Below are 22,259 nucleotides of genomic sequence, written 5' to 3'. Positions count from 1 at the left end.
CCTTACCGACTTTCGGACTTTACTGACTTTCCGTCTTTCTGACTTTACCGACTTTCGGACTATTTCGCCTTCCCGCCTCTCCTAAATATGCGACGGACTAAACTCCCCTTCGTGCACTTCTTGCGGCACATAATCTTCCGTCATTAATTCGTTGACATCTTTTGTTTTTTACCTCGGTTCAACCTGTTCACGATCTTATCGAAGATGGCATACATTACGGGTACTACTACCAGGGTGAGGAAGAGGGAACTGATCAAACCGCCAATGATAACCCAGGCCAGGCCATTTTTCCACTCGGCGCCTGCGCCTTTGGCCAGGGCAATGGGCAACATCCCGATCACCATGGCGATGGTGGTCATGAGAATGGGCCGTAAACGGGCATGGTTGGCATCAATGAGCGCCTGGTAGGTACTGGCTCCTTCTGCTTTACGCTGGTTGGTAAAATCCACCAGGATAATGGCATTTTTGGCTACCAGGCCAATCAACATGATCAAACCCAGGATGGTGAACAGGTTTAAGGAGTTGTTGGTAAGCGCCAGTGCGAGGAAGGCGCCAATAATGGCCAGCGGAATAGAGAACAATACGACAAAAGGATATACAAAGCTATTGTACAACGCCACCATGATAAGGTATACCAATACAATGGCGGCCAGCAGGGCAATACCCATGGAGCCAAAACCTTCGCTCTGGTTTTCCATATCACCACTCCACACATAACCTACGCCTACAGGGCGGGGTAATTTATCGAACATAACCTGCCATTCGGCGGCTACGGTACCGGAAGGACGGCCTACACTTTGGGCCTGTATGGTGACGGAAGTACTTTTATCGCGGCGCTCCAATTGGCTGGGGCCAGAACCTTCTTTCACGGTGGCAAACTGCAACAGCCTTACCTGCTGTCCCTGGTCGTTGATGAACAGGAGGTTGCTTACATCGGTAATATTTTGACGGTTGAACTTTTCATACCGGATATTGATATCATATTCATATTCGCCCTGGCGGAACTTGCCATCGGTATTACCACTGAAGGCAGTTTGCATGGTACTACCCACAGTACTGAGGGATAAGCCCAGCGCGGCCATCTTGTCACGGTCTACCTGTACACTGATCTCGGGGTTACCCGCTTCTACCGACAAACGCATTTCCGTGGCGCCCGGTATTTTCTTCAGTTCGGCCATGGCGGCATTGGCAAAACGCATTACGCTGTCCAGCTCCGGACCGGTTACCACCAACGCCAGGGGGGCTTGTTCGGCCGTACCCAGGATACTTACGGGCACGGTTTTTACTTTGGCGCCGATCAATATCTTTTCCAGCTCCCGTTTCGTTTTCACGGCATAGATATTGGCCTCGTCTGCCCGTTCGGTCTTGGGTACCAATTGTACGTCGATCTCCGCTTTGTAAGCGGTGGATTGGGAGGCGCCCATACCATCACTGCTTTGGCCAATGATGGTGATGAGTTTGGTTACTTCTTTCTTTGTTTTCAGGAACTCCTCGGCCCGGCGTGTCATCGCATTTGTTTGCTCAATGGAAGCATCCTTGGGCATTTCAATTTGCACCAGGAATTCGCCCCGATCGGTTTTGGCAAAGAACTCTGCACCGATATAACCAGCGCCTACCAGGTAGAAGGAGCCAATGAATAATATAAGCATGGCGCCCAACGTAGTTTTCTTATGACCCAGGCACCATTTGAGGATGCCGGTGATCCAGTTGGTAAAGCGGTGCAATCCTTTTTCAAATCCTACAATGATCTTACCAAAGAAAGTTTTGCCGGTGATCACTTCCAGTTTTCCAAAACGGCTCGACAACCAGGGTACGATGGTAAAGGACGATAACAAGGACAGGAGGGTGGCAATGGATACCGTAACACAAAACTGTTTCAGGATATCTGCTGCCAGGCCGGTACTCAAAGCGATGGGAATGAATACGACCACAATGACCAGGGTAATGGAGGTAACGGTAAACCCGATCTCCTTGGTAGCGTCGTAAGCTGCCCGTACCCGGTTCTTGCCCATTTCCATATGCCGGTAAATATTTTCCAATACCACAATGGCATCATCTACCAGGATACCCACTACCAGCGAAAGAGCCAGTAAGGACATCAGGTTGAGTGAATAACCCAATAAGGCCATGCCAATAAAGGTGGCGATCAGCGATGCCGGGATGGCTACCATCACAATAAGGGCATTGCGGATGCTGTGCAAAAGAACAACATCACAAAGGCTACCAGTATGATGGCCAGTATCAGGTCATGGATCACCGCATCGGCCGATTGCAGGGTATATACTGAACTATCATTGGCGATATCGATCTTCAAGCCCGCACTGGCATAGTCTTTTTGTAATTTTTGAATGCTGGCTGTGATCTGTTCACTCACCGATACGGCATTGGCATCCGATTGTTTGATCACCTGCAGGGCAATGGATGCCTGCTGGTTCACACGGGCCAGTTTCTCTACATCTTTTGTACATCCTGCACATCGGCTACATCTTTCAGGCGAACCTGTACGCCATTCTTATTTAAAACGACCAGGTTGCGCAGTTCATCCACCGTTTTGTACTTGCCTGCCAGACGGATCAGGATATCCTGCTCACGCGTTTGTACACTACCTGTTGGGAAGTCGAGGTTGGACGCCAGGATGGCTTGCTGCACCTGCAACAGGGAGAGGCCAAAGCCCTGCAGGCGGGTAGCATCTATATTCACCTGTATTTCGCGTTCCTGACCACCGATGAGGTTTACCTGAGCCACACCCTGCACGCGGGATAATACGGGCGCAATACGTTTGTCCATCAGGTCAAAGAAAGCGGCTTCTTCCATCTTGCCCGTGGCCGATAAGGTCATGATGGGCAGGTCGTCGAGCGAGAACTTATTGAGCGAGGGCGGGGCCACATCTTCCGGCAGGTCCTTCAGGATGGCATTCACCTTACGCTGTGCGTCATTCAGTGAATAGTCTACATCCGTACCACTGTTCAGGGTGATGGTAATGATGGATAAGCTCTCGAATGATTTGGTCTCTAATTTTTTGATGTTTTCCATGGACGATACGGCATCTTCTATCTTCTTCGATACCGTATTCTCTACTTCACTGGGTGAGGCGCCGGGATACACCGTGGTAATGGATACTACGGATGGTGCAAACTTGGGCAGCAACTCATAGTTCAGTGATTTATAACTTAACAATCCACCCAGTATCAGTACTGTAAACAGTACGATCACCAGGGTAGGACGTTTGATCGATATTTCTGCAAGTTTCATGAATCAATTTTTAAATGTACTTCCTTGTCAATGTCAGGCTTGTTGAAGGGCTGGTGAAGGCGACTTAAGGGTGGGTCGCCCATCGGGGGCGGCTCACCCTCTGCCGCGCTGCCTTGCCGGGCTGCAGGGTGACTCACCTTTGGTCTGGTTACTTCACTACCGATACCGGCGATCCTCATTGAGGTTGATCTGTCCGCTGGTGATCACATTTTCGCCTTCCTGTAAACCTTGTAATACTTCTACTTTGTTTCCCAGTACACGGCCGGCCACCACCTTGCGCAAAGAAGCGGTATTGTCGCTCTTGATCACAAAAACCTGGTTGCTGCTAACGCTGCCAATAAAGGCCGAGCGGGGGATCATGATAGCAGGCGCCTGGGAGGGGAAATTAAAGATGGCTGTTCCATACATGCCTGCCTTTACCTGGTTGCCGGGATTGGCCGCTAAGGAAATTTCGATAGGGAAACTAAGGGTATTATCCGCCTTGGCTGCAATAAAGCTTACTGTACCAGTGAATTCCTTATCGGGGAATACACTCACCTTAATTTGTACCTTATCGCCCACCTTTAAATTGGCTACCTGCGATTCGTTGACAGTTACCTGTAATTTGAGCCGGGAGATGTCCACCAGTTCAAACAATTGAGTAGCCGGGGCTACAACAGCGCCTGGTTCTATATACCTTTATTCACCACCCCATTGATAGAGGCGCGGATATAAGCATCGCCCATTTTTATTTTAGCTTGTGCTACCCTTGCTTCGGCATTGTCGAGCGTCAGGGTGGCCTGGTCTAATTGCTGCTGCGTAACACCCCCGGTTTTGAAAGCATTCTCATAACGCGCTTTATCTTTCAGGGCATTGCGGTAATTGGCTTGTGCACTTTCCAGGTCTACATTGAGCTGGTCGGTTTTGATGATGGCCAGCGTTTGCCCCCTGGTGACCACGCTGCCTTCATCAACCAGTACTTGCGTAACCCGGCCCGAGTTCTCGGCCGAAAAATTCAATTGCTGACCGGGTATGAAATTACCATTGGCGCCAAAGTCCAGCTCCAGCGATTGCTTTTGGACCGGGCTTATGCGAACGGCAATATCACCATTGGCCTGTGCTACAACGGCTGTTTTTTCTGCATTCTTCTTTTTGTTGTTATTGAGTACCCATCCTATCAGGGCAATAGACCCTGTGAGGATAACGATGGTAATGATGGTACGTACTATTGGTCTTTTTCATCCTGGGTGAATTGCTTAGTTTAATAATGATTTTAAGTTGCCTTGTGCTTTGATGAGCTGGATCTCTGCTACCCGGTAATCCAAGAGGGCGGCAGAATGGTTGTTCTGTGCTTCGGTGAGGGAATTCTCTGCATCCAGCAGGTCCGTCAGCGTAGCCAGTCCATTATTGTAATTGTTCTGTGTATTGAAAAATACTTTTGTGCCAGTTGAACATTCTCCCGCTGGTTGTTGAGTATGATGATGCTGTTGTTGATCTGTGTTGTGGCATTCTCATACAGCAGGTTCAGCGAAAGGGAGGTATTGGAAATATCTTCCTGTAGTTTGCGGATGCTTACATCGGCTTGCCGGATGCGCGCACGGGTGGCACCTCCATTGAATATGGGTACCTTGAGGCTCAATCCCACCGAGGCATAGTCAAACCAGTTGACCCCGGCACTGCCTTTCTGGAACCAGGGCACTTTATTACCCAGCCCCTGGTAAGCATAGTTGCCATTGAGCGAAAGGGTGGGGTAGTACTCGGCCTTATAGGCGTCTTTCTGGAATTGCAGCAAAGACTCCTGCTGTTTCAATAGCCTGTATTCTGTCCGTGTGCTCACATTGAGCGTGTCGCCCGAGGGGGCTGTTTGCGGCTGGATAGCAGCAAATTCCACCGGGGCAGTGCGATGGGGTTTTGGATGGGCATACCCATGGCGTATTTCAATTGGTTTTCGTACTGCGTTACTGCATTCAATAACTGTTGCCTTTGCGTTTGCAGGTTCGAGATGTTCACCGCAATACGGTCTACATCGATTTGCTTGGCCAATCCATTGGCAAATTGTCCTTTATGATGGTTTGTACCTTACTGGTGTTAAAAATGGTGGTATCCAGTACGCCTATCTTTTGGCGCTGTACCAATACCTGGTAATAGGTAGTGGCTACCTGTTCTATTAACTGCTCATCGGTGAGTTGTGCATTGATCTTATAATACTCCTGGGTAGACCTGGCGGCTTTTAAACCGGTGAATACCGATTGGTCAAAGAGGTTTTGTGACAGCGATACGCCTGCCGTAGAGTTCCATTTTTGACCAAAGGGCACCATCAGCGTTTTGCCAGGTTGGCCGGCCAATTCGCCGGGCAGGGCGCTTAACTGCAAAATGGGGTTATAGTTAAGCGCCGCATTACCGGTGATCTGTGGCAATGCACGGGCTCTTACCTCGTCGACCTGGTATTTGCCATTCTCCATATCCAGGCGCGCTTTACGCGCTGTTTGGCTGGCTTGCAGGGCATATTTCAATGCCTCCTTCAAGGTGAGTTCGGTGGAGGCGTTTGCCCCGTTGCTGGCCGGTAGCGGCCCGCTGGCGGGAGACGTACTTTGCGCCAGTACCCTGCCACAGAAAAGCCCCGTCATCATCAACAGGCTTAGCGTGAGCCTTTTCATTGTGCTTTTGTTTTTCACATCCATAAATACATCTGTTTATTGCTGTTTGGTGGTTTTGAAGAAAGCTTCGAGCTGTGAGCCATGAGCTGAGAGCTTTGAATAGCGACTGGCTTGATGCCTCGTTTCCTTTATGACTCTGGAAATTCTTTTAAGTATTTTTCGATCAGCCGTATGCCTTTGGTGGTGGCCATGCCATGCAGGTAATGCAGGATCAGTTGCTCACTGATGGTGGCTTGTGGCCACAACTGTTGTTTGTTGAGTTCCTGCCGGGTATGAATACCGGTAATAGATACCTGGTAACCCGCTATCAATTCAGGTATGATCTGACTGCGGTACAGTTGTTCTTCCTGGCCGCGTTTAATATTTTTAAGTAATAGTTCGTATAAGAATTCCTTTTTGAAGCTGGTATACCGTTCAAAGGCGGCATGGTGGTATTTCTGCAGGTCATGCAGCAGGGTTTCATTCATGGTGCCAATGGTTTTCTTCAGCGATTGCCATGTCAGAAATACCTCCTGGATGGCATTGGTGGCCCGCTTAATAATGGCCGAGCAATCCATTTCGGTTATTTTTAAGGGAACGGCATATACCGCCTCTACCAGTTCATTTTTATCGGTAAACCAGGTATACAGCGTCTTCTTGGAAATACCCATGCTACTGGCTATTTCATCCATCGTAATACTCCTTACGCTGAACTGACTAAATAGAACCGCTGCTTTCTCTGCTATCTGTTCTTTCATTTTAACATAACTATTTAATAAAGGTGTTTAACAATTTTGTCAAAACAGGGGCATAAAAAAGGCTGTTACCTGAACAGCATTTTTAAAATAAGCTCCTTCCTGGCAATCAATACCTGTTTGTATTGTTTATCAGAATAGTTGAAGATCTTCTTAAAAGGGGTTGCATCACTACGGGGTGCGAAAGCAGGGAAATGAGGGTGATCACAAACTGTACGGGCTCCATCTTCTCCAGGGTGCCTTTTTTGATCTCTGCTTCGATATCGCGCAGGAAATTCTTCAGCCTGTCTGTCTTTTTTGAGGTCATTGATGATCTCATTTTGCTTTTCCACATCCTGGTTGATCTGGGTTACCATATAAATGTCCAGGTAGGGATAGGTAAAAGCTTGTTCCATGAAGATGTCAATGAAATGCTCAATTTTCTTTTGAACGAGGTCTCTGCACTCATGGCATTGTCCAGGCGCTGGTCCATCGTAACGCGGGCCTCTTGCAAGATCTGATCAAACAACAGGTCCCTCGACCGGAAATAGTAATTGACCAGGGTACGGTTTACACCGGCGGCGTCGGCTATTTCCTGGGTAGTGGCATTGAACCTCCCCTCGGCGAAAAAAAAAGCTTATGTGCCGCATCCTTGATCTGTTGTTCGGTTTGACTGTCTTTAACTGCCATTGACAATATAGTTTGACAAAATTGTCAAACAAAAGTACTCACGGTGGTTGAATTTCCAAATTCCGGGTATGTTAAAATCTGGTGAAGGCGGGCGGGCGGGCTTGTAATTATTTCTTTTGCAAGGCATTGGGGCGCTGGAAATTCTTTTCCACATAAGGATATCGGAAACTTCTGGCTGGGCAAAAGTTTCCGGTGGGTCCAATGGATCCGGGTGTTAGCGGCTAAAAGAGGCTATCAGGCAGAGCTTGTCGAAGCTGTCTTTGAGAAACGAGCCTTAACACAAGAAAGCATTTCGATAGGCTCCTTTAGACCAGGGTGAGCCGTCCTTGAGGGCGACCCACCCTAGAGACACCTTCAACAAGTAAAAAGGCGTGCAGCTATTGGCGGTTCTTACCGGTTCTCAACGATATTTTCCAAATGCTGATAAGCTTTTGTGGTGACTGGCGGGGCTGCGGCTTTGATCTTTTGCACGGTCTCATCTTCCCGTTTTTGCTTGGTAGCGGGCGAATTTTCGTTGCTCTTTAAGCCTAAAAAGCGGCTGAACTGACGCCCATCAAAGTCAACTGCCAGGACTCGAACTCCAGGAAGGGATATACCTCATGACCGAATATACTTTTCAAAAACTGACCAATGAAGGCGATGCCAAAGATCATATTCATCACTACGGCCTGGTAACGGTGTATGGTGATTCCGCCTTCATCCGATAGGATATCGGTAAACAGGCCTTTGGAATCTTCATAGTCCTGGTGGCGTATGGGTACCGGGTTGGCTTCAGGGTTCATTTGTGTATTGTCGATCACTTTGCCAAATACAGCGACTGCGAGTCCACCACCCATCAGGAGTACCATGCTGGGGGTAAAGGAGATCAGGTAGCCTGTATAGATATAGTAGGTGAGGAAGGTAGACAGGATAATGACGGTCCACCAGAATAATTGCAATTTGGAATAGCTGAACGGTCTTTTATCTGCCGGGCGCAAATTGTTGGTGGCGGGATCATAACAGAGGTCTTTACATAATGCCGTATTGTACATCAGGTACCGGCTTATGAAGACAAGGATTAGCCCGCCCGCAATGGCGGCCCATAGCCGCCAATTGGAGGCCCCTTTTGCCGGATAATATTCCCTGAAATGCTCCAGATCATAGTGGTACCTATCCATGAGGGAGGTGGAGTCTACATTTACCTTAGCCGGCTTATCGGCTGTTGAACCGGCATTGCCGGCCGCTTTGGGGGCTGGCTTTTCTGTACCGGCCGCCCTGGCTTTGTCTATAGAGTCTTTCTTTATTTTATCGGCCAGGTCTTTGGCTTGCATGGTAGAGTCGGGTTGGTGATTGCCCTGCGCCCAGGAAGTGGTTGTACCCAGCAACAAGGTAATAAACAGGATATACCGAAGCATACGTTCAAGTTTTAAAGGTGGTAGCTATTGATTTGCTTCGGTAAATGTAGAAACGGAGTAAACAGAATTGTACCGTGTTTTAGCGGTATTATAACAGGTGAAAGGAAGGTGGGCTCCCGCACTACTGCGGGACCGCGCTGCCTTGCCGGGCAGTCCCGCAGAATTGCGGGATGACTCACCTTTAAATTTAAAAGGTGACACCTTTCGTTTGCATCGCCTGGGAAAGGTGTCACCTCTTCGCTGAAAAGTGTGCGAAAAGATGCCATCCAGGTTGGCTTACATCAAAATGCTGCTAAGCAAAAATGCTACTGCAATGGTTACAGTGATGGCTACCATACCCGGTACGATAAAACTGTGGTTGATCACAAACTTACCGATGCGGGTGGTGCCGGTGCGGTCAAAGTCCATGGCAGCTACCAGGGTAGGATAACCGGGCAATAAGAAGTCTCCATTGACTGCGGGGAACATGGCCAGCAGGTGAGGATTGAAATGCCCAATGCCACACCCATGGGCATCATGGTGCGGGTGGTGGCTGCCTGGCTAAAGGTAAGGGCGCCCATCAGGAACAGGGCAATGGCAAAGGTCCATGGATGATCCTGAGTGATATCGCCAAAAACATGTTTGATGAGGGGCTCATTGGCATCCATGAAGGTGGCGCTCATCCATACCACGCCCAATACAGATACCACGGCAGTTGCCATAGAAGTAAAGAGGCTGGCCCTGGTAACCAGGGCGGGGAGGTTTTGGTCAGCAGCATAATGGAAGCCGATGCCGAGAGTGTGATGATAATGATAAGGCTGGTGAGGTTGAGGGAACCATCGGCATTCACGCTAAAGTTGGGGCGACCGGCTCCTACATTGGGTACAAACTGGGGAAAGGCGCCAAAGAAAATGATGAGCAGGATGGCCATTCCAAAGATGCCCACCGCCAGCTTAGCGCCTGGCTTAATGGCACCGGTTGCGCTGGCACTGGAACCATCAATACTTTGTGCAAAATCAGGGTCCTTCATTTTCTCCAGGAATTCCGGGTCTTCGTTCAATTCCTTGCCTTTCTTTTGTACGACGAGTACACCAGCCAGGATACCCACGAGGCAGGAAGGTATACAAACCTTCATGATATCGACTGATGCGGTGGCAGTAGCCAATACAGTGGCCATGGTGGCCGTAGCAGCACTCATGGGACTGCCCGTGAGCGAGAGGTGGGAAGCGATCACTGAAATGGAGAGGGGCCGCTCGGGCCTGATGCGCTTTTTTGGCCGACACTTCGGCAATGATGGGTAATAAAGAATATACAATATGCGCGGTGCCAGCGAAGAGACAAAGAAAGTAAACTGTAAAGGGGGCGATAAAAGTAATACGGGATGGATTGCTGCGAATGACCTTCTCGGCAATGCTTACCAGGTAATCCAATCCACCCGCTGCCTGCAGGGTAGCTGCCGTAGTTACAATGGCCAGGATGATCAGTAATACAGCGATGGGGGATCGGCCGGGGGCAGGTGAAATACAAGTACAAAGATGAGTAAGCCGATCATGCCCATAACACCCAGTCCGATCCCCTTCATCCTGGAGCCAATGAGGATCATGGCCAGCAGGATGATCAGTTGTATGATCGTTATCATTGGGTAATGAATTTGGGATTGATGAGGTTGTCTATGGAATAGATCTCATCCCATTTGGCCTGGGTGATCAACTTCTTTTCTTTAACGGCAATATCGTGTACGGATTTGCCTGTTTTCAAAGCCTCCTTGGCAATGGCGGCTGATTCCTCATAACCAATAATCGGGTTCAGCTGGGTGACGATCCCAATACTTTGCATCACCTGTTGTTTGGTATACTCCGCATTGGCGGTAATACCGGTTACGCATTTTTCACGCAGGGTATTGCAGGCCTTGGTAAGGTATTCCAGGGAGGTAAACAGGAGAATCCTATGACGGGTTCCATGACATTGAGTTGTAATTGACCGGCTTCGGCGGCCATGGTTACGGTGAGATCGGCCCCAATTACATAGAAGCAGGTTTGATTGACCACTTCCGGAATAACAGGATTTACTTTGCCTGGCATGATGGAGGAACCTGGCTGCATGGGCGGCAGGTTAATTTCTCCCAGTCCACAACGTGGGCCGCTGCTCAATAAGCGCAGGTCATTACATACTTTGCTGAGCTTGATGGCGCCTCTCTTAAGTGTACCACTCAATTCTACAAAAGCACCGGGATCATAAGTAGCTTCAAAGAGGTCTTCGGCCAGGGTCACCGGTATCCCACTGATCTTAGCCAGGTGTTCAACACATAATTTGGCATAACCGGTTGGTGCATTCACACCGGTACCGATGGCGGTAGCGCCCATATTCACTTCGGTAATGAGTTTTTCGGATTCGCGCAAGCGTTGCACATCTTCAAAAATGGTAGTAGCAAAAGCATTGAATTCCTGTCCGAGGGTCATCGGTACAGCATCCTGTAATTGGGTGCGGCCCATTTTCAACACCTTGGCAAACTCCCTGCCTTTATCATAAAATGCTTTGCCCAGGTGTTCCAGTGCATCGGCAAAAGCATCGATCTTTAAGTATAAAGCAATACGGAATGCAGTAGGATAGGCATCGTTGGTACTTTGAGAAAGGTTGACGTCATTGTTGGGATGCAGGTGATCGTATTCGCCTTTTTTATGTCCCAGGTGCTCCAGGCCAACATTGGCAATCACTTCATTGGCATTCATGTTGGTGGAAGTACCGGCTCCGCCCTGTATCAGGTCGCTGATAAACTGATCTGCAAATTCACCCTTGATCAACCGGTCGCAGGCATAGGCAATGGCATCTGCTTTTTTAGCATCCAATACACCCAGTTCTTTATTGGCCAGGGCTGCTGCTTTTTTTACATACCCAAATGCCTTGATGAACAGAGGTTCGCTACTGATGGGAATACCCGTAATATCAAAGTTTTCCTTGGCCCTAAGGGTTTGTACGCCATAATATGCATTATTGGAAATCTGCTTTTCTCCCAGAAAATCATGTTCTGTGCGGAATGTAGACATAACCTTAGTATTGAGTTGTTTAATAAAATGAAAGATTAGCTGCTATTGCTTACACAAACAGCTTGCGCTACTTCAGAACCAACGGTAATAGGGGAAATTTTGCTACACTATAACGGGGAGGCAGGTATTGAGGCAGTCAGCAGGGATCAACTGCTATAGCTTATGATCTGTTGATCAAATATAAATAAACCCGATTGGTTTACCATAAAAACGATGAGTAATGTGCTTTGTTTTATAAAATAGCTTCGGGTTATGAAGCTTTTGTACTAAACTGGCACCCTTCAAATTATTGGCGGGTATACAGAATACGGCCGTTGTGGTTATTAATATACCTGGTAAAGAATACTTCTAAATCCTGCCCAATTCCTTCTTCGTGAACTCATTTTCCACATTGCCGGTATTAAGGGTGGTGGCGGGTTCAAACAACAATACCTCTACTTCTTCAGGCGCATTGGGGCGGTGTTCCACACCACGGGGTACGATGATAAACTCGCCTTGATTGATGGTAACCTGCTTATCCCTAAACTCCATGATGAAGCTGCCTTTTACTACCAGGAACATTTCATCTTCGTGTTCGTGGTGGTGCCAGGTAAAGGGCCCTTTGAACTTCACCAGTTTTACATGTTGCCCATTGAGTTCGCCGGCAATTTTAGGGCTCCAGTATTCATTGAAGGTGGCAAATTTCTCTGCGAGATTAATTTTATTCATGATTGTTGAATTTATCAGATTATTTCTACCAGCTGCAAGCTTCGAGCTGCGAGCCCAAAGTATCAAAGCAAACGCATTGCCGACTCAATCCTGGCGCAAGGAACTGTCATCCAAATTTTAGATATGGAAAGAGAGCGCCGAAGTCGAATTTCGACGGATGCGTTCATCTAGTGTAGCTCTGGTCTATCCAGAGCTACTTTTTTATGTCTTATGGAAAGAGAGCGACCGAGTCCCCATCTCCGGATGCATGTCCTGATTAAATGATTCTCCCTTTTTCCATATTGTATAAATGAGAATAAGTAGCTTTCGCTGGACTGCTACATATGCTTTCATTTTTACCAGTGTTCTCATATATACCCTGACATATAAATCAGTAAATGGTTTGATATTGTACCTCACCACGCTAAATGCCGGCATGAATAGGATTCGTCTTATACGGCTGTTGCCAATTTTTGATATTTTTGTGTTCCCCTGTCTTTTTCCTGATTGATTTTTGACTACATCGTATCCACAATAACTTACCAGTTGCGCCTGGTTTTGAAATAAAGTAAAGCCATCGGTCTCGGCAATAATAGTAGCTATACTGATCAGGCCTACACCTTTAATGGAGTTAATAGCTTCCACTTTTTCCCATAAGGCAGCATCCTGACGAAGTGTTTTTCGATAGCAGCTGCTACCTGTTTAATTTGTACTTCGACTTCTGCAAGGAGCGTCCTGAAGCCCAAAGTGACGGTGTCGTTTTCCGTCCTGGCGTAAGTCATTGTCTGCAACTGATTGCGAAGCATGGTTCTGGTATCCTGAAGCTGTTGATGGAACCGGGTAAGTTGTCTTAATTCATAAATCTGATTGCTGAAGGGCACCCATAATTTCAGTGTTTGTTGAGCTGCCATCATTGCCAGGCCTTTTGCATCTATTTTATCGTCTTTTGATTTGATACCGAGGGAACGCATATAATGCCTGGCTTTATTAGGGACCAGAACACTTACGGGATGCTCTTTTGATATAGAAACCAGACAAGCTGTTCATAATAAATCCCTGTCGCTTCCATGCAAAAAAGGATGGGCGCCTGAGTAGAAATATGCTTTTTACCCAATGCAGTAACTCGTCAAAACCTTTGGGGCTGTTGGAAATCCCTGCTTTGCTGGACCTGATAGTCACCTTTTGCGTCTCATCAATTACGGCCAGACATGCGTCAAACTTGTCCTTGGCGATGTCCAGGCCAATTGCATACTTAAGTAGCTTAGCCATAGAACATTGTTTTAGATATTAACTATGGAAATGACGGTCTTCCTGGCTTTTACTCATAGATGCTAAGTGACAAGTTTAACCTGTCCTTTTGGGAACTGTTCAAGCTCGAAAGAAGATAGAAGTCGGAGATATCCCTTGCGCCCTAAATCGTTTTTGACGTTTTTGTATGCAGTAAAAGGTGCTCCGACTACTTGTCATTTTATGGTAAAGGTATGATATGAGTATGCAGTAGAGCAACTGTGTGCTAGCGTACTTGTGCCCTTCCAGCAAAAGATTCACGGTTCCCCTCACGCCATCACCGACACCATATCCAGTACCACATCGCCTAATTCCTGGTTTCCCTCAATGGTTACATAGGGTAGTACCTCTTTCCGACGCCAGCTTTTGGAAAACAATTTCCAGGCAACACTTCCATCAATCGTGGTATGGGCTGCAGGTATTACAGTTGATGTCGGAATAAGTTCCCATTGATCCTGTTTTTGCAGGAACCAGCTGCCTCCACCGGTGCCCGTGCAGGTGAATTGTAACACCGTACCTGCTGGGGCATTGGTATTTCGATAAGTGAAAGGGAGTGCCCGCATGAATGTGTCGAGGAAGGGGAAATAGAGTTCGGCTGTCATAATGCCTGGTTTATCCACGGCTTCCCGGATCTGTTGTTGGTGTTGCCATTTCTCTGTGTATTCCCGCGCTATGTGGAACCAGTTGGCCGATACAGCTTCACCGGCCCAGCCAACAGAAAAGATGGCTTGTTCGGCAGGGTCTAGCGTAGCCAGATAGGCGCTGGCCTGTGGGCAGCTAATGGCCAGCTGATCGGTTAATACAGCCGGGCTGACGCGTTTGTAGGCTGCTACCCAATCGGCATTGAGCTGGTTGAGGTAGTTGATCAGGTCATGAGGCGATTGAATATTACCGGGAGGATCACCCATATAGCCATCCCGGGCTATGGAAAGGCAACGGTGATGTGTATCCAATAGATGGGCTGCCACATCTTTTACCGTCCATAGTTTGGCCACCGTATGCCGGTTCCACTCCTCGGGTGTTAGGGAGCGAAGTAGTTCGATCAGTTGTTGATCGAGCACCGGAAACAGGTGTATGGTATCAATAGGAGGGAGCATATACAAATATAGGAAAACTGGCTTCGAGGGAAAACCTGTCCGCTCACTCGCTCGCCTCCGGCGAGTGAGGGTATTGGCAAGCCTCCGGCTTGCTGCAACAAGCCGGAGGCTTGTAAATAACCGTCACCAGCCAGAGGCTGGCGACGACTGGTTTATAACTTATTTCGTCTTACTAATCAATCCGCCTTTACGGCTATCAACATTGATGGTGTACTTGCCACTGCCTTGTACGATCCAGCGTACCGTTACGGTACCTTGACCAGGAATATTGGCCACTTCAATCGTAGCAGGATTGTTTTTTTGTTCTGTTGTAATATTCAGGTCACGGTTATCTATTACCATGCCGGCCACTACTTTGAGACCAGTAAGGCTAATATAGTCCGGGCGTTCAATTTTGAATTTTAAGTCCTGGCTGGCATGGGTAGGGATAATGCGTTCGTTGGATACAACGGCGGTAATTTCTTTCAGTCCATCACCCAGGTCTTTTTCTGCAATGGAATCAATGGACAACTTGGGTGTTTGGTAGCAATGGAAAATACTGAAAGACATATTGCGGTGAGCATCACTTTCCAACAGGAAACCAGGATGCATACGGCCAAAGTTCTTCTTGAAGCCACCGATCTCAATTTTGCCGTATTGTGGATGATCATAAGCATGCCATTCTACAAAAGCATCTTTGAACAACAGGTAACGGTCGAATTGATAAGCAGGATCTACACCAGCATTGTTGTCATCGTCACCATTGCCTTTATTGAACATCAGGTAAGAGGTCCACAATTCGTTGGAGAAAGTATAAACGCCACGGCCACCATAAAACCAGTCCAGTTCTCCGCCATAGGCCGAATAGAGGTCCTTGTATACGACCAGGTAGCGATAGCCTGGCAACAGTTCTTCGCCCTTCTTGCCCAATACATCATAGATGCGTACATCGGTGGCATTGTAAGTGCCTACATCCTCCTGGCCACCAGGTCCCCGCAGGATCATGCCACCAGAGTTGTGGTAAGATTGGGCGGCTGCAATATTGGGATGCTTCATCACAAATTCCATAACATTCCTGTTTTCGGGCAGGGAGAAAGGATATTTATAAGCGCCCCCTTGTATATAGTTAGGCTGCCATCCCCATCCCCAGTCACGATTGGGATCGTATTCAAAAGTATAACCATCTTCATTCACCAATCCGTCTCCATCATTGTCAATACCTTCCAGCCCCAGCAATTCATAATCGCCTTTTTCTTCTGGTCCTACTTGTACCATCTTGCGTGGATCTTTGCTGTCCTGTTTCCACCGGCCATTGGGATTTTTGCGGCGCATCATCACAATATTGCCGTCCTTGTCCAGGTCATCATATCCATCTTCATCTACAGCACCATCGCGGTCATTGTCTACCGGTATCAGTCCCGAACGGGGCGAATTGGCATTATTGGCTTCATGGAAGAAATTGTCACGGGCATCGGGGTTGATGGTGGGAACGATGTAAAACGTTTTATCGGCCAGTAACTCCTGTATGTATTTGGTATCGCCAAAGGATTCAGTGAGGTACCAGGCGGTATAAAGGGCAAACTCACTTCCCTGTACTTCGTTGGAGTGGATATTGCCATCAATATACATGGCGGGTTTGCGGTTTACATCGCCCCCTTTTTGAAATCACTGATGGTAAGGCACCAGAGATCACGGCCTTGAAATGATTTACCAATGGATTCCAGTTTACAGAGGTCGGGATGCGCAGCGGCTATCTTTTTAACAATATCAGAAATACCGGCATGGTCATTATACCGGTTCCAGTTCATAGGCACTTTAGGATTCACCGGGCTACCGGCTCCTTTGAAAACCTGGTTGGGCTGCTGGGCCTGCAGGGTCATACCTGTAACAGAAACCGCACAAGTAAAAATAAAGGATGCAATATTTAGTTTCATAATAATCAGTTTTGTGCTTTTCTCAGCCCCGTCAGGGGCTATCATTTTGTAGAAAAAGATTTGCAAAGCCAAATGCCCCATAGGGGCTACACTTAAAGGGTTATATCTGTTTTTACGGTACCGGTGGTTGGGCAACCAGCTTCGATGGTTATTTTGCCACTGCCTTTTACCAGCCAGGTAAGCGTTTGCGAGCTCAATCCATCCAGGGTGTTCAGCAGTTGGTTCTTACGGCCACTGATCACGGATTGATTACCATTGGTATTTACTTTTACCTGTATACGCTTGATCCAGTAACTTCTTTCGCCCAGTTTGGTATGTGATGCCAGTAAGCCTTTGTTGGCCACATCCAAGGTAATACGCGTAAGGCCATTGCCTATCTTTTCGGTTTTTACATTCAGTATATCCAGCGCTGGCTGGTATGCAGCCAGCTTTACTACAAAATCAGTATGTTTCTTTACCAGGTCGGGTACTAATTTAAAGGGTGGGTTGATCAATACGAATGGATCAAGGCCGCCCGCTTCAACCGTTCTTCCTGCAAAGTCGGGATGCTGTACAGCTTTCCAGTCGGTGAAGGTGTTGGTAATGCCTTGTTGGGCTGCCCAACGCAGGTAATTGGCCGTGGGGTCATCAACAGACAATGCTTTTTCTTTTTTTAGCTGTATCGGGTTTTGCTTTGGGTACAAACCAGCCGGGGGTACTGTAACTATAACGTGCATAATGATAATAACCCCAGGAAAGGAAGTCGCCACCCGCTGCAGTAGTTTTGGGAGCTTCTTTCAACCCTGTTATTTTATTGTACAGGTCCGATACCAGGCTATTGGCTTTGGCATCGGCTTCCAGGTAGCCGGCTACCAGGCGTTGGTTGGCGGCAGTGGCATTATAAGCAATAGGAGTAGAGAGATTATTGTTATTGCCAAAGCTGATCACAGTATATACATTGAACAGATCAAATAATTGATCGGCCAGGGCCCTGGTTTCTTTTTCAGAAACAGCAAATTCGCCGGAGCCAGGTGTAAAGGAGGGATGTTTGTAGGTAAAGTTTTTGTTGAACCATATACCACCTTCTCCATCTTCATTGTATTGATTGTCTTTATCGTTGTCAATACCTTCGGCCAGTAAGAGGTACTTGCCCTTTTCGCCTTTCGAAGCATCGGCCTTGATCAATACCCTGGCATCGTCGGGATGCAGTTTATAATCACCCAGTGGCGATTCCACCCGTATCCAGGTGATCTTGCCATTGCCATCCAGGTCATCATACCCGTCTTCATCGGTTTTGCCATCGCGGTCATCATCTGTGGCAGTCGCATTGCCCTGACGTTCGTATTTCAGTTTGGCAAAATATTGCTCTGTCGCATCGGGGCTCATATTGGGAAATACATAAAAGGTGGTGTTATTCAACAGGGCTTTGATGCTATCGGTAGTACTGCCCTTGAGCAGGTCTTCGGCAAAGCCAATGGCCAGTTCTGTACCCAGCAGGTGGTTGCCTTCTACACCGCCTACCAGGGCGATGGCTGGTTTGGTAGCAGTATTACCGCTGCCAATCGTGATCATCCATGCTTCTTTATTACCCGCCGTATGGGCGATGGACTTCACCGTAACCAGTTGTGGATACTGTTTGGATAAAGCCTGTATTCGATTGGTTTGTTGCTGGTAATTACTGTAATCATTTTGGGCTTGTGCAGCCAATAGGGGTACCAGGCCGCATAGGAGCGCAATCAGTTTTTTCTCATGCAGGGAAATTTTTTAAGGAATAAATATAGGGAATCGCTGATTATAGGATTAGGTAGATTATGCAGTTTAGGGATGGGTTTGCAAATTGAGCGGTTGAACGGTAGAAGGGGCCGGTGGTTACCGGTTTCCAGTTACCGGGCTTCCGGTTGCCTGTATTGGCATCGTATCGTTTCGATACCCAAAAGCCTGGTAACGATTAACTACAAAAGAAACGCATCATCCTTTTCAGAACAATGCGTATCAAACGAATAATCAATAATCAATAATCAGTAACTCCTTCAGCCCACCCGCGAAACCTTTGGCTCCAGCGAGGTGAGATCGCCAATGTTGATGGGCTTGCCGCTGTCGATGCTATTGCGGGCAGCAATGCCAATGAGGATAGACATGGCGCCATCGCGGCTGCCGGCACCCTGGTGATAGGGGTCGGCGCCCGGTGTAAATACTTGTTTGCGCAGGCGGCTATCGCCACCACCGTGGCCTGCTTCATTATTAGGAATGCGGATGATCTCCCGTTTACCAAAATTGGCCGTTACCTGTATTTCATCAAAAGCTTCTTCTTCCCAGGGTTGACTTTCTTTGATCCAAGCATCCAATCGCCCCTTGGTGCCATTGAAGGCTATACGATAGCCCTCGTAAGGTGAATAGGCAGTTAAGGAATAACTTACCTGTACTTTATTGGCGTATTTGATCTGTACGGCCATTTTATCAAAGATGTCGATGTCTTCTTTCCACACACAACCATCACGGTGATAGCCGTCATACTGTTCGTTACCGGCATACAGTTCCATCAGGCCTTTATTCTTGGTCATATCCCAATAGAATTGGCATTCTTTTTATGCGGGCATGGGCGGCAATGAGTATGGCGGAAGCTGTTGTTTTTCCATAATGTTCCAGGGCGCCATAGGCAAATACCTGTTCGGGTTCTGAATTGATCCACCAGTTCAGCAGGTCAAAGTGGTGCGTGGCTTTGTGTACCAGCAGGCTGCCGCCATTCTTGCGCAGGCGGTGCCAGCGGCGGAAATAATCGGCGCCATGCGAAGTATTGAGGTACCAATGAAAGTCGACCGAAGTGATCTTGCCAATGGTATCATTGCGCAATAGTTCATATATCTTTTGCCGGTGGGGTGAATACCGGTAATTGAAGGTGACGGTTACTTTTTTACCCGTTCTTTTCTCGGCATCCAGGATGGCCTGGCATTTCGTTTCATCAATCGTCATGGGTTTTTCTGTAATGATATCTGCACCATATTCCATGCCTTTAATAATAAATTCATGGTGCGTGCCATCTACCGTCATGACCAATAATTTATCGGGCTTGGTTTCCTTCATCATCTTGTCAAAGTCTGTGAAGGTGGGGCAGGAGAGGCCCAGGGATCTTTTGGCGGTTTCTACGCGGCCGGGATTGATATCACAAAGGCCTACAAATTCTACTTCATTGGCAAATTCGCTGATCACGGGTTTGCCCCACATGCCAATGCCACGCACACCCGTGCCCACCATGGCGATGCGTTTTTAGCAAAAAGGAGTGGTCAGGGATTCGTTGGCCAGTACAGAATCGGCCATGAGTGAGCCGGCAATAAGGCTGCCGGATTGTTGCAGGAAATTTCTTCGGTGCATAGCAATCTTTTATTTGATCATAAGATACCAATTGCACCGCAAAGCGGAAAATACTTTTGCGAAATTGGGTAAAATTGATGAATAAAATGTTGAATGAGATGTATTTGTGATCAGGACAGTGCAGGACGGCAGGTTAGCTACTGGCCACACGCTATTGTAAGTAATTCTCCATGCAGCTTCATCACCTGTGGTATTACCGCCTCCTGCTCATCATTAGTGATCACAAAATCGCAGAGCCGCATTTTAATAACTTGTTTGATCTGTTTATTCATGCGGGCAATGACCGCTTCGCGGGTTATATGGTCACGTTGCATGGTCCGGTGGATGCGTAAGGCGTCGGGCGCCGATACGCCAACAACATAATCGAGGTGCGATTGGGAACCACTTTCAAAGATCAGGGCTGCTTCTTTGATGGCATAGGGTGTTGTTTGTTGCGCCATCCACCGCTCGCCATCCCTGATGGTGGCAGGGTGTACCAGTGAATTCAACAATTCCAGTTTACTGCGGTCATTAAATACCATGTCTGCCAGGTATTTCCGGTTTAATACACCATTTGCATACGTATCGGGGCCAAACTGTTGCAGGAGCTGTTGCCGCAGCAGCGGGTCTTCATTCATCAGCTGTTTGGCGGCCTCATCGGCATAGTATACCGGGACGCCCAATACTTCAAACACTTTAGCTACCGTGCTTTTGCCTGAGCCGATGCCGCCTGTAAGACCAATGCGCAAAGTCATAAGGGGCAAATTAATTAAAGAATAAGATTATTTTACAGCAAATTTCTGTATCGGATGGAAAACATCCCCCACCTTATCGAGCTGGAAGTACGCAGCCTTTCGGAACGTAAAAAGCCGTCTTTCTGGAGAGCCGTTTTTGGACCACCCAAAGAGCAGGAATATTGCGTGGTATTGGCGCCCAAAGCCCCAACTGCTGCAGGTCTGCAACTACCCATCCTTATCGGTAAACATGAAGCCATGAACCTGGCCATCATTATTCAGAAAATGCCGGTAAAAATGCCCCTCACGGTCGATCTGTTCAAAGAGGCTACCGATTCTTTTGGATACAGGCTGGATGCCGTGACCATTGATCAACTGGATGAAAGCAGTATTTATCATTGCACCATGCAGTATTCTAGCGGCGAAAAAGGGTAGCACTGCATGCCCGCTCTTCAGATGCCATTACCATGGCTATAAAATACGAAGCGCCTATTTATATTCTAAAAGAGATACTGGACAAGGCCGGATTGGTTATAGCGGTAAGGGCATAAATGGAAAAACCGGATGCAGGCATCCGGTTCAATATTTATACAATCGGCGATCGCTTACTTAGTGGTCGTAGTGGCAGCAGCTGCAGCTTTATTGATGTTGTTGGTCCATTCAATAGAGATAGCGCTTTTTCGATCTTGATATAGCTGCCAGGGCTGGTTTCCAGGTCGATGGTACCATCCTCGTTAACTTTATTGATTTTACCATGAATACCGGCAATCGTTACCACCCTTTCACCTTTCTGCAAATTTGCCTGGAATTGTTTGGCGGCCTTGGCTTTTTTAGCTTGTGGTCGGATCATGAATAACCAGAAAATAAGGATCATACCTCCCAGCAGAACCAGTTGCATGGTTCCTCCCCCTGAAGCGGGTGCCTGTAATAAAACAACTAAAGATGTCATTTGGTATATCTGTTTAAAAATGTTTAAGAATGAGGTTCAGAGGGCGCAAGATACGTCAATCAACATAATTATAGTCTCCGTATCTATAAATGGCCTGTATATTAACTAATTACTTGACCGGTTTGGGCGCTACTTCTACTGAAAATTCCAGTTTGTGCTCGTCACTGCCTGGTGTATTGGCATACACAAAAATAGTTTTCCTATTGTGCCCGGGTTTGCCACTGCTGTTAAAAGCTGCCTTGATCACCCCTTCTTTACCCGGGGCAATGGGTTGTTCTGGTTTCTCGGCTACCGTACAACCGCAGCTCACCGTCACATTTTTGATCACCAGCGGTTTAGTGCCTGTATTCTTAAAGCGGTAAGAAATATCCACCACTTGTCCTTCATCGATCTTCCCCATATCCCTGGTCGAATCGAGCCATTGAATAGTGGTCAGTTCGCCGGGTTGGGCCGTTGTTCCGTGGCATTGCTTTGGCAGGCACCAGCCACCACTGCTACAGCGATCAGTAAAGAGAATAATGCTTTCATGGAAATGTTTTATCAAGTATAGTATAAAG

At 47.6% G+C, this 22,259-nt stretch carries 24 protein-coding genes and 5 pseudogenes; 2 read left to right on the top strand and 27 right to left on the bottom strand.

The genetic code is table 11. The annotated features are described in order from the left end of the window. Positions 1-143: 143 nt before the first annotated feature. The 25 genes and pseudogenes from RS881_RS32445 to coaE form a co-directional block, all read right to left on the bottom strand. Positions 144-2,407: pseudogene (locus RS881_RS32445) on the bottom strand (efflux RND transporter permease subunit). Positions 2,408-2,451: 44 nt separating this feature from the next. Continuing rightward, a complete protein-coding gene (locus RS881_RS32440) occupies positions 2,452-3,252 on the bottom strand; it encodes an efflux RND transporter permease subunit (protein ID WP_315814544.1) in 801 nt (266 codons plus the stop codon). Positions 3,253-3,408: 156 nt separating this feature from the next. Next, positions 3,409-3,876, bottom strand: a complete 468-nt coding sequence (locus RS881_RS32435; protein ID WP_315814543.1) for an efflux RND transporter periplasmic adaptor subunit — start codon at positions 3,874-3,876, stop codon at positions 3,409-3,411. Positions 3,877-3,920: 44 nt separating this feature from the next. Continuing rightward, positions 3,921-4,250, bottom strand: coding sequence for an efflux RND transporter periplasmic adaptor subunit (locus RS881_RS32430; protein WP_315814542.1), 330 nt, complete (start codon positions 4,248-4,250; stop codon positions 3,921-3,923). Positions 4,251-4,487: 237 nt separating this feature from the next. Further along, positions 4,488-5,068, bottom strand: a pseudogene (locus RS881_RS32425) (TolC family protein). A 184-nt stretch (positions 5,069-5,252) separates the two neighbouring features. Then, a complete protein-coding gene (locus RS881_RS32420) occupies positions 5,253-5,888 on the bottom strand; it encodes a TolC family protein (protein WP_315814540.1) in 636 nt (211 codons plus the stop codon). A gap of 128 nt (positions 5,889-6,016) precedes the next feature. Further along, a complete protein-coding gene (locus RS881_RS32415; protein ID WP_315814539.1) occupies positions 6,017-6,625 on the bottom strand; it encodes a TetR/AcrR family transcriptional regulator in 609 nt (202 codons plus the stop codon). A 65-nt stretch (positions 6,626-6,690) separates the two neighbouring features. Beyond that, positions 6,691-7,017 carry a hypothetical protein gene (locus RS881_RS32410; protein WP_315814538.1) on the bottom strand — a complete coding sequence of 109 codons (327 nt, stop codon included), beginning with the start codon at positions 7,015-7,017 and terminating at the stop codon, positions 6,691-6,693. After that, positions 6,972-7,202, bottom strand: a pseudogene (locus RS881_RS60235) (TetR/AcrR family transcriptional regulator); the annotation flags it as partial. The gene RS881_RS32410 and the pseudogene RS881_RS60235, both read right to left, overlap by 46 nt. Before the next feature lie 616 nt (positions 7,203-7,818). Further along, positions 7,819-8,685, bottom strand: coding sequence for a hypothetical protein (locus RS881_RS32405; RefSeq protein ID WP_315814537.1), 867 nt, complete (start codon positions 8,683-8,685; stop codon positions 7,819-7,821). A gap of 276 nt (positions 8,686-8,961) precedes the next feature. Then, positions 8,962-9,386 (bottom strand): annotated as a pseudogene (locus tag RS881_RS62630) (anaerobic C4-dicarboxylate transporter family protein). Then, positions 9,344-10,246, bottom strand: a pseudogene (locus RS881_RS32390) (anaerobic C4-dicarboxylate transporter family protein). Before RS881_RS32390 ends, RS881_RS62630 begins: the two co-directional pseudogenes overlap by 43 nt. 53 nt (positions 10,247-10,299) lie before the next feature. Beyond that, complete coding sequence (locus RS881_RS61790; protein ID WP_315824677.1) at positions 10,300-10,500, bottom strand: hypothetical protein; 201 nt, start codon at positions 10,498-10,500, stop codon at positions 10,300-10,302. Positions 10,501-10,541: 41 nt separating this feature from the next. Continuing rightward, positions 10,542-11,708: an aspartate ammonia-lyase gene (locus tag RS881_RS32380; protein WP_315814534.1), complete on the bottom strand. Its 1,167-nt coding sequence runs from the start codon at positions 11,706-11,708 to the stop codon at positions 10,542-10,544. Positions 11,709-12,056: 348 nt separating this feature from the next. Further along, the gene (locus RS881_RS32375; protein WP_315814533.1) at positions 12,057-12,416 is read right to left on the bottom strand and encodes a cupin domain-containing protein; all 360 of its coding nucleotides are present in this window, start codon (positions 12,414-12,416) and stop codon (positions 12,057-12,059) included. Between the two features lie 201 nt (positions 12,417-12,617). Next, positions 12,618-13,040 (bottom strand): transposase, encoded by a 423-nt coding sequence (locus RS881_RS32370; protein ID WP_315814532.1) that lies wholly within the window; start codon positions 13,038-13,040, stop codon positions 12,618-12,620. Next, positions 13,010-13,366 carry an IS110 family transposase gene (locus RS881_RS32365; RefSeq protein ID WP_315814531.1) on the bottom strand — a complete coding sequence of 119 codons (357 nt, stop codon included), beginning with the start codon at positions 13,364-13,366 and terminating at the stop codon, positions 13,010-13,012. The genes RS881_RS32370 and RS881_RS32365 overlap by 31 nt, the downstream gene beginning before the upstream one ends. Positions 13,367-13,951: 585 nt before the next feature. Further along, complete coding sequence (locus RS881_RS32360) at positions 13,952-14,779, bottom strand: maleylpyruvate isomerase family mycothiol-dependent enzyme (RefSeq protein ID WP_315814530.1); 828 nt, start codon at positions 14,777-14,779, stop codon at positions 13,952-13,954. A gap of 159 nt (positions 14,780-14,938) precedes the next feature. After that, on the bottom strand, positions 14,939-16,387 hold the full coding sequence (locus RS881_RS32355) for a M14 family metallopeptidase (RefSeq protein ID WP_315814529.1): 1,449 nt from the start codon (positions 16,385-16,387) through the stop codon (positions 14,939-14,941). Positions 16,388-16,401: 14 nt separating this feature from the next. Continuing rightward, positions 16,402-16,692: a M14 family zinc carboxypeptidase gene (locus RS881_RS32350; protein WP_315814528.1), complete on the bottom strand. Its 291-nt coding sequence runs from the start codon at positions 16,690-16,692 to the stop codon at positions 16,402-16,404. A 92-nt stretch (positions 16,693-16,784) separates the two neighbouring features. After that, the gene (locus RS881_RS32345) at positions 16,785-17,330 is read right to left on the bottom strand and encodes a DUF8731 domain-containing protein (RefSeq protein ID WP_315814527.1); all 546 of its coding nucleotides are present in this window, start codon (positions 17,328-17,330) and stop codon (positions 16,785-16,787) included. Then, a complete protein-coding gene (locus tag RS881_RS32340) occupies positions 17,320-18,378 on the bottom strand; it encodes a M14 family metallopeptidase (RefSeq protein ID WP_315814526.1) in 1,059 nt (352 codons plus the stop codon). Before RS881_RS32340 ends, RS881_RS32345 begins: the two co-directional genes overlap by 11 nt. Before the next feature lie 323 nt (positions 18,379-18,701). After that, the gene (locus RS881_RS32335; RefSeq protein WP_315814525.1) at positions 18,702-19,232 is read right to left on the bottom strand and encodes a Gfo/Idh/MocA family oxidoreductase; all 531 of its coding nucleotides are present in this window, start codon (positions 19,230-19,232) and stop codon (positions 18,702-18,704) included. Further along, entirely contained in the window at positions 19,219-19,923 is a 705-nt protein-coding gene (locus RS881_RS32330; RefSeq protein WP_315814524.1) for a Gfo/Idh/MocA family protein, read from the bottom strand. Before RS881_RS32330 ends, RS881_RS32335 begins: the two co-directional genes overlap by 14 nt. A 254-nt stretch (positions 19,924-20,177) precedes the next feature. Then, positions 20,178-20,774 (bottom strand): dephospho-CoA kinase, encoded by a 597-nt coding sequence (gene coaE / locus RS881_RS32325; RefSeq protein ID WP_315814523.1) that lies wholly within the window; start codon positions 20,772-20,774, stop codon positions 20,178-20,180. A 54-nt stretch (positions 20,775-20,828) separates the two neighbouring features. Between coaE and RS881_RS32320 the strand changes: the two genes are divergently transcribed. Continuing rightward, complete coding sequence (locus RS881_RS32320; RefSeq protein ID WP_315814522.1) at positions 20,829-21,188, top strand: bifunctional nuclease domain-containing protein; 360 nt, start codon at positions 20,829-20,831, stop codon at positions 21,186-21,188. Between the two features lie 32 nt (positions 21,189-21,220). After that, on the top strand, positions 21,221-21,304 hold the full coding sequence (locus tag RS881_RS60230; protein WP_350340268.1) for a hypothetical protein: 84 nt from the start codon (positions 21,221-21,223) through the stop codon (positions 21,302-21,304). A gap of 35 nt (positions 21,305-21,339) precedes the next feature. Here RS881_RS60230 and yajC read toward each other — a convergent pair whose 3' ends face one another. Both yajC and RS881_RS32310 read right to left on the bottom strand, forming a co-directional pair. Next, positions 21,340-21,702 (bottom strand): preprotein translocase subunit YajC, encoded by a 363-nt coding sequence (gene yajC, locus RS881_RS32315; protein ID WP_315814521.1) that lies wholly within the window; start codon positions 21,700-21,702, stop codon positions 21,340-21,342. Between the two features lie 109 nt (positions 21,703-21,811). Beyond that, entirely contained in the window at positions 21,812-22,246 is a 435-nt protein-coding gene (locus RS881_RS32310) for a DUF1573 domain-containing protein (RefSeq protein ID WP_315814520.1), read from the bottom strand. Positions 22,247-22,259: the final 13 nt, after the last annotated feature.

Source organism: Paraflavitalea speifideaquila (genome assembly GCF_032395985.1).
Classification (GTDB): Bacteria; Bacteroidota; Bacteroidia; order Chitinophagales; family Chitinophagaceae; genus Paraflavitalea; species Paraflavitalea speifideaquila.
This window is presented reverse-complemented; position numbering and strand designations above follow the sequence as displayed.

Excerpts from the sequence above, each read along its gene's own strand:
- RS881_RS32335 (WP_315814525.1), bottom strand. The coding sequence starts at position 19,232 with ATGACCAAGAATAAAGGCCTGATGGAACTGTATGCCGGTAACGAACAG.
- RS881_RS32440 (WP_315814544.1), bottom strand. The coding sequence starts at position 3,252 with ATGAAACTTGCAGAAATATCGATCAAACGTCCTACCCTGGTGATCGTA.
- RS881_RS32415 (WP_315814539.1), bottom strand. The coding sequence starts at position 6,625 with ATGAAAGAACAGATAGCAGAGAAAGCAGCGGTTCTATTTAGTCAGTTC.
- RS881_RS32360 (WP_315814530.1), bottom strand. The coding sequence starts at position 14,779 with ATGCTCCCTCCTATTGATACCATACACCTGTTTCCGGTGCTCGATCAA.
- yajC (WP_315814521.1), bottom strand. The coding sequence starts at position 21,702 with ATGACATCTTTAGTTGTTTTATTACAGGCACCCGCTTCAGGGGGAGGA.
- RS881_RS32375 (WP_315814533.1), bottom strand. The coding sequence starts at position 12,416 with ATGAATAAAATTAATCTCGCAGAGAAATTTGCCACCTTCAATGAATAC.
- RS881_RS60230 (WP_350340268.1), top strand. The coding sequence starts at position 21,221 with ATGGCTATAAAATACGAAGCGCCTATTTATATTCTAAAAGAGATACTG.
- RS881_RS61790 (WP_315824677.1), bottom strand. The coding sequence starts at position 10,500 with ATGCAAAGTATTGGGATCGTCACCCAGCTGAACCCGATTATTGGTTAT.
- RS881_RS32380 (WP_315814534.1), bottom strand. The coding sequence starts at position 11,708 with ATGTCTACATTCCGCACAGAACATGATTTTCTGGGAGAAAAGCAGATT.
- RS881_RS32320 (WP_315814522.1), top strand. The coding sequence starts at position 20,829 with ATGGAAAACATCCCCCACCTTATCGAGCTGGAAGTACGCAGCCTTTCG.
- RS881_RS32405 (WP_315814537.1), bottom strand. The coding sequence starts at position 8,685 with ATGCTTCGGTATATCCTGTTTATTACCTTGTTGCTGGGTACAACCACT.
- coaE (WP_315814523.1), bottom strand. The coding sequence starts at position 20,774 with ATGACTTTGCGCATTGGTCTTACAGGCGGCATCGGCTCAGGCAAAAGC.
- RS881_RS32350 (WP_315814528.1), bottom strand. The coding sequence starts at position 16,692 with ATGAAACTAAATATTGCATCCTTTATTTTTACTTGTGCGGTTTCTGTT.
- RS881_RS32365 (WP_315814531.1), bottom strand. The coding sequence starts at position 13,366 with ATGCGTTCCCTCGGTATCAAATCAAAAGACGATAAAATAGATGCAAAA.
- RS881_RS32420 (WP_315814540.1), bottom strand. The coding sequence starts at position 5,888 with ATGAAAAGGCTCACGCTAAGCCTGTTGATGATGACGGGGCTTTTCTGT.
- RS881_RS32410 (WP_315814538.1), bottom strand. The coding sequence starts at position 7,017 with ATGGAACAAGCTTTTACCTATCCCTACCTGGACATTTATATGGTAACC.
- RS881_RS32330 (WP_315814524.1), bottom strand. The coding sequence starts at position 19,923 with ATGGTGGGCACGGGTGTGCGTGGCATTGGCATGTGGGGCAAACCCGTG.
- RS881_RS32355 (WP_315814529.1), bottom strand. The coding sequence starts at position 16,387 with ATGTATATTGATGGCAATATCCACTCCAACGAAGTACAGGGAAGTGAG.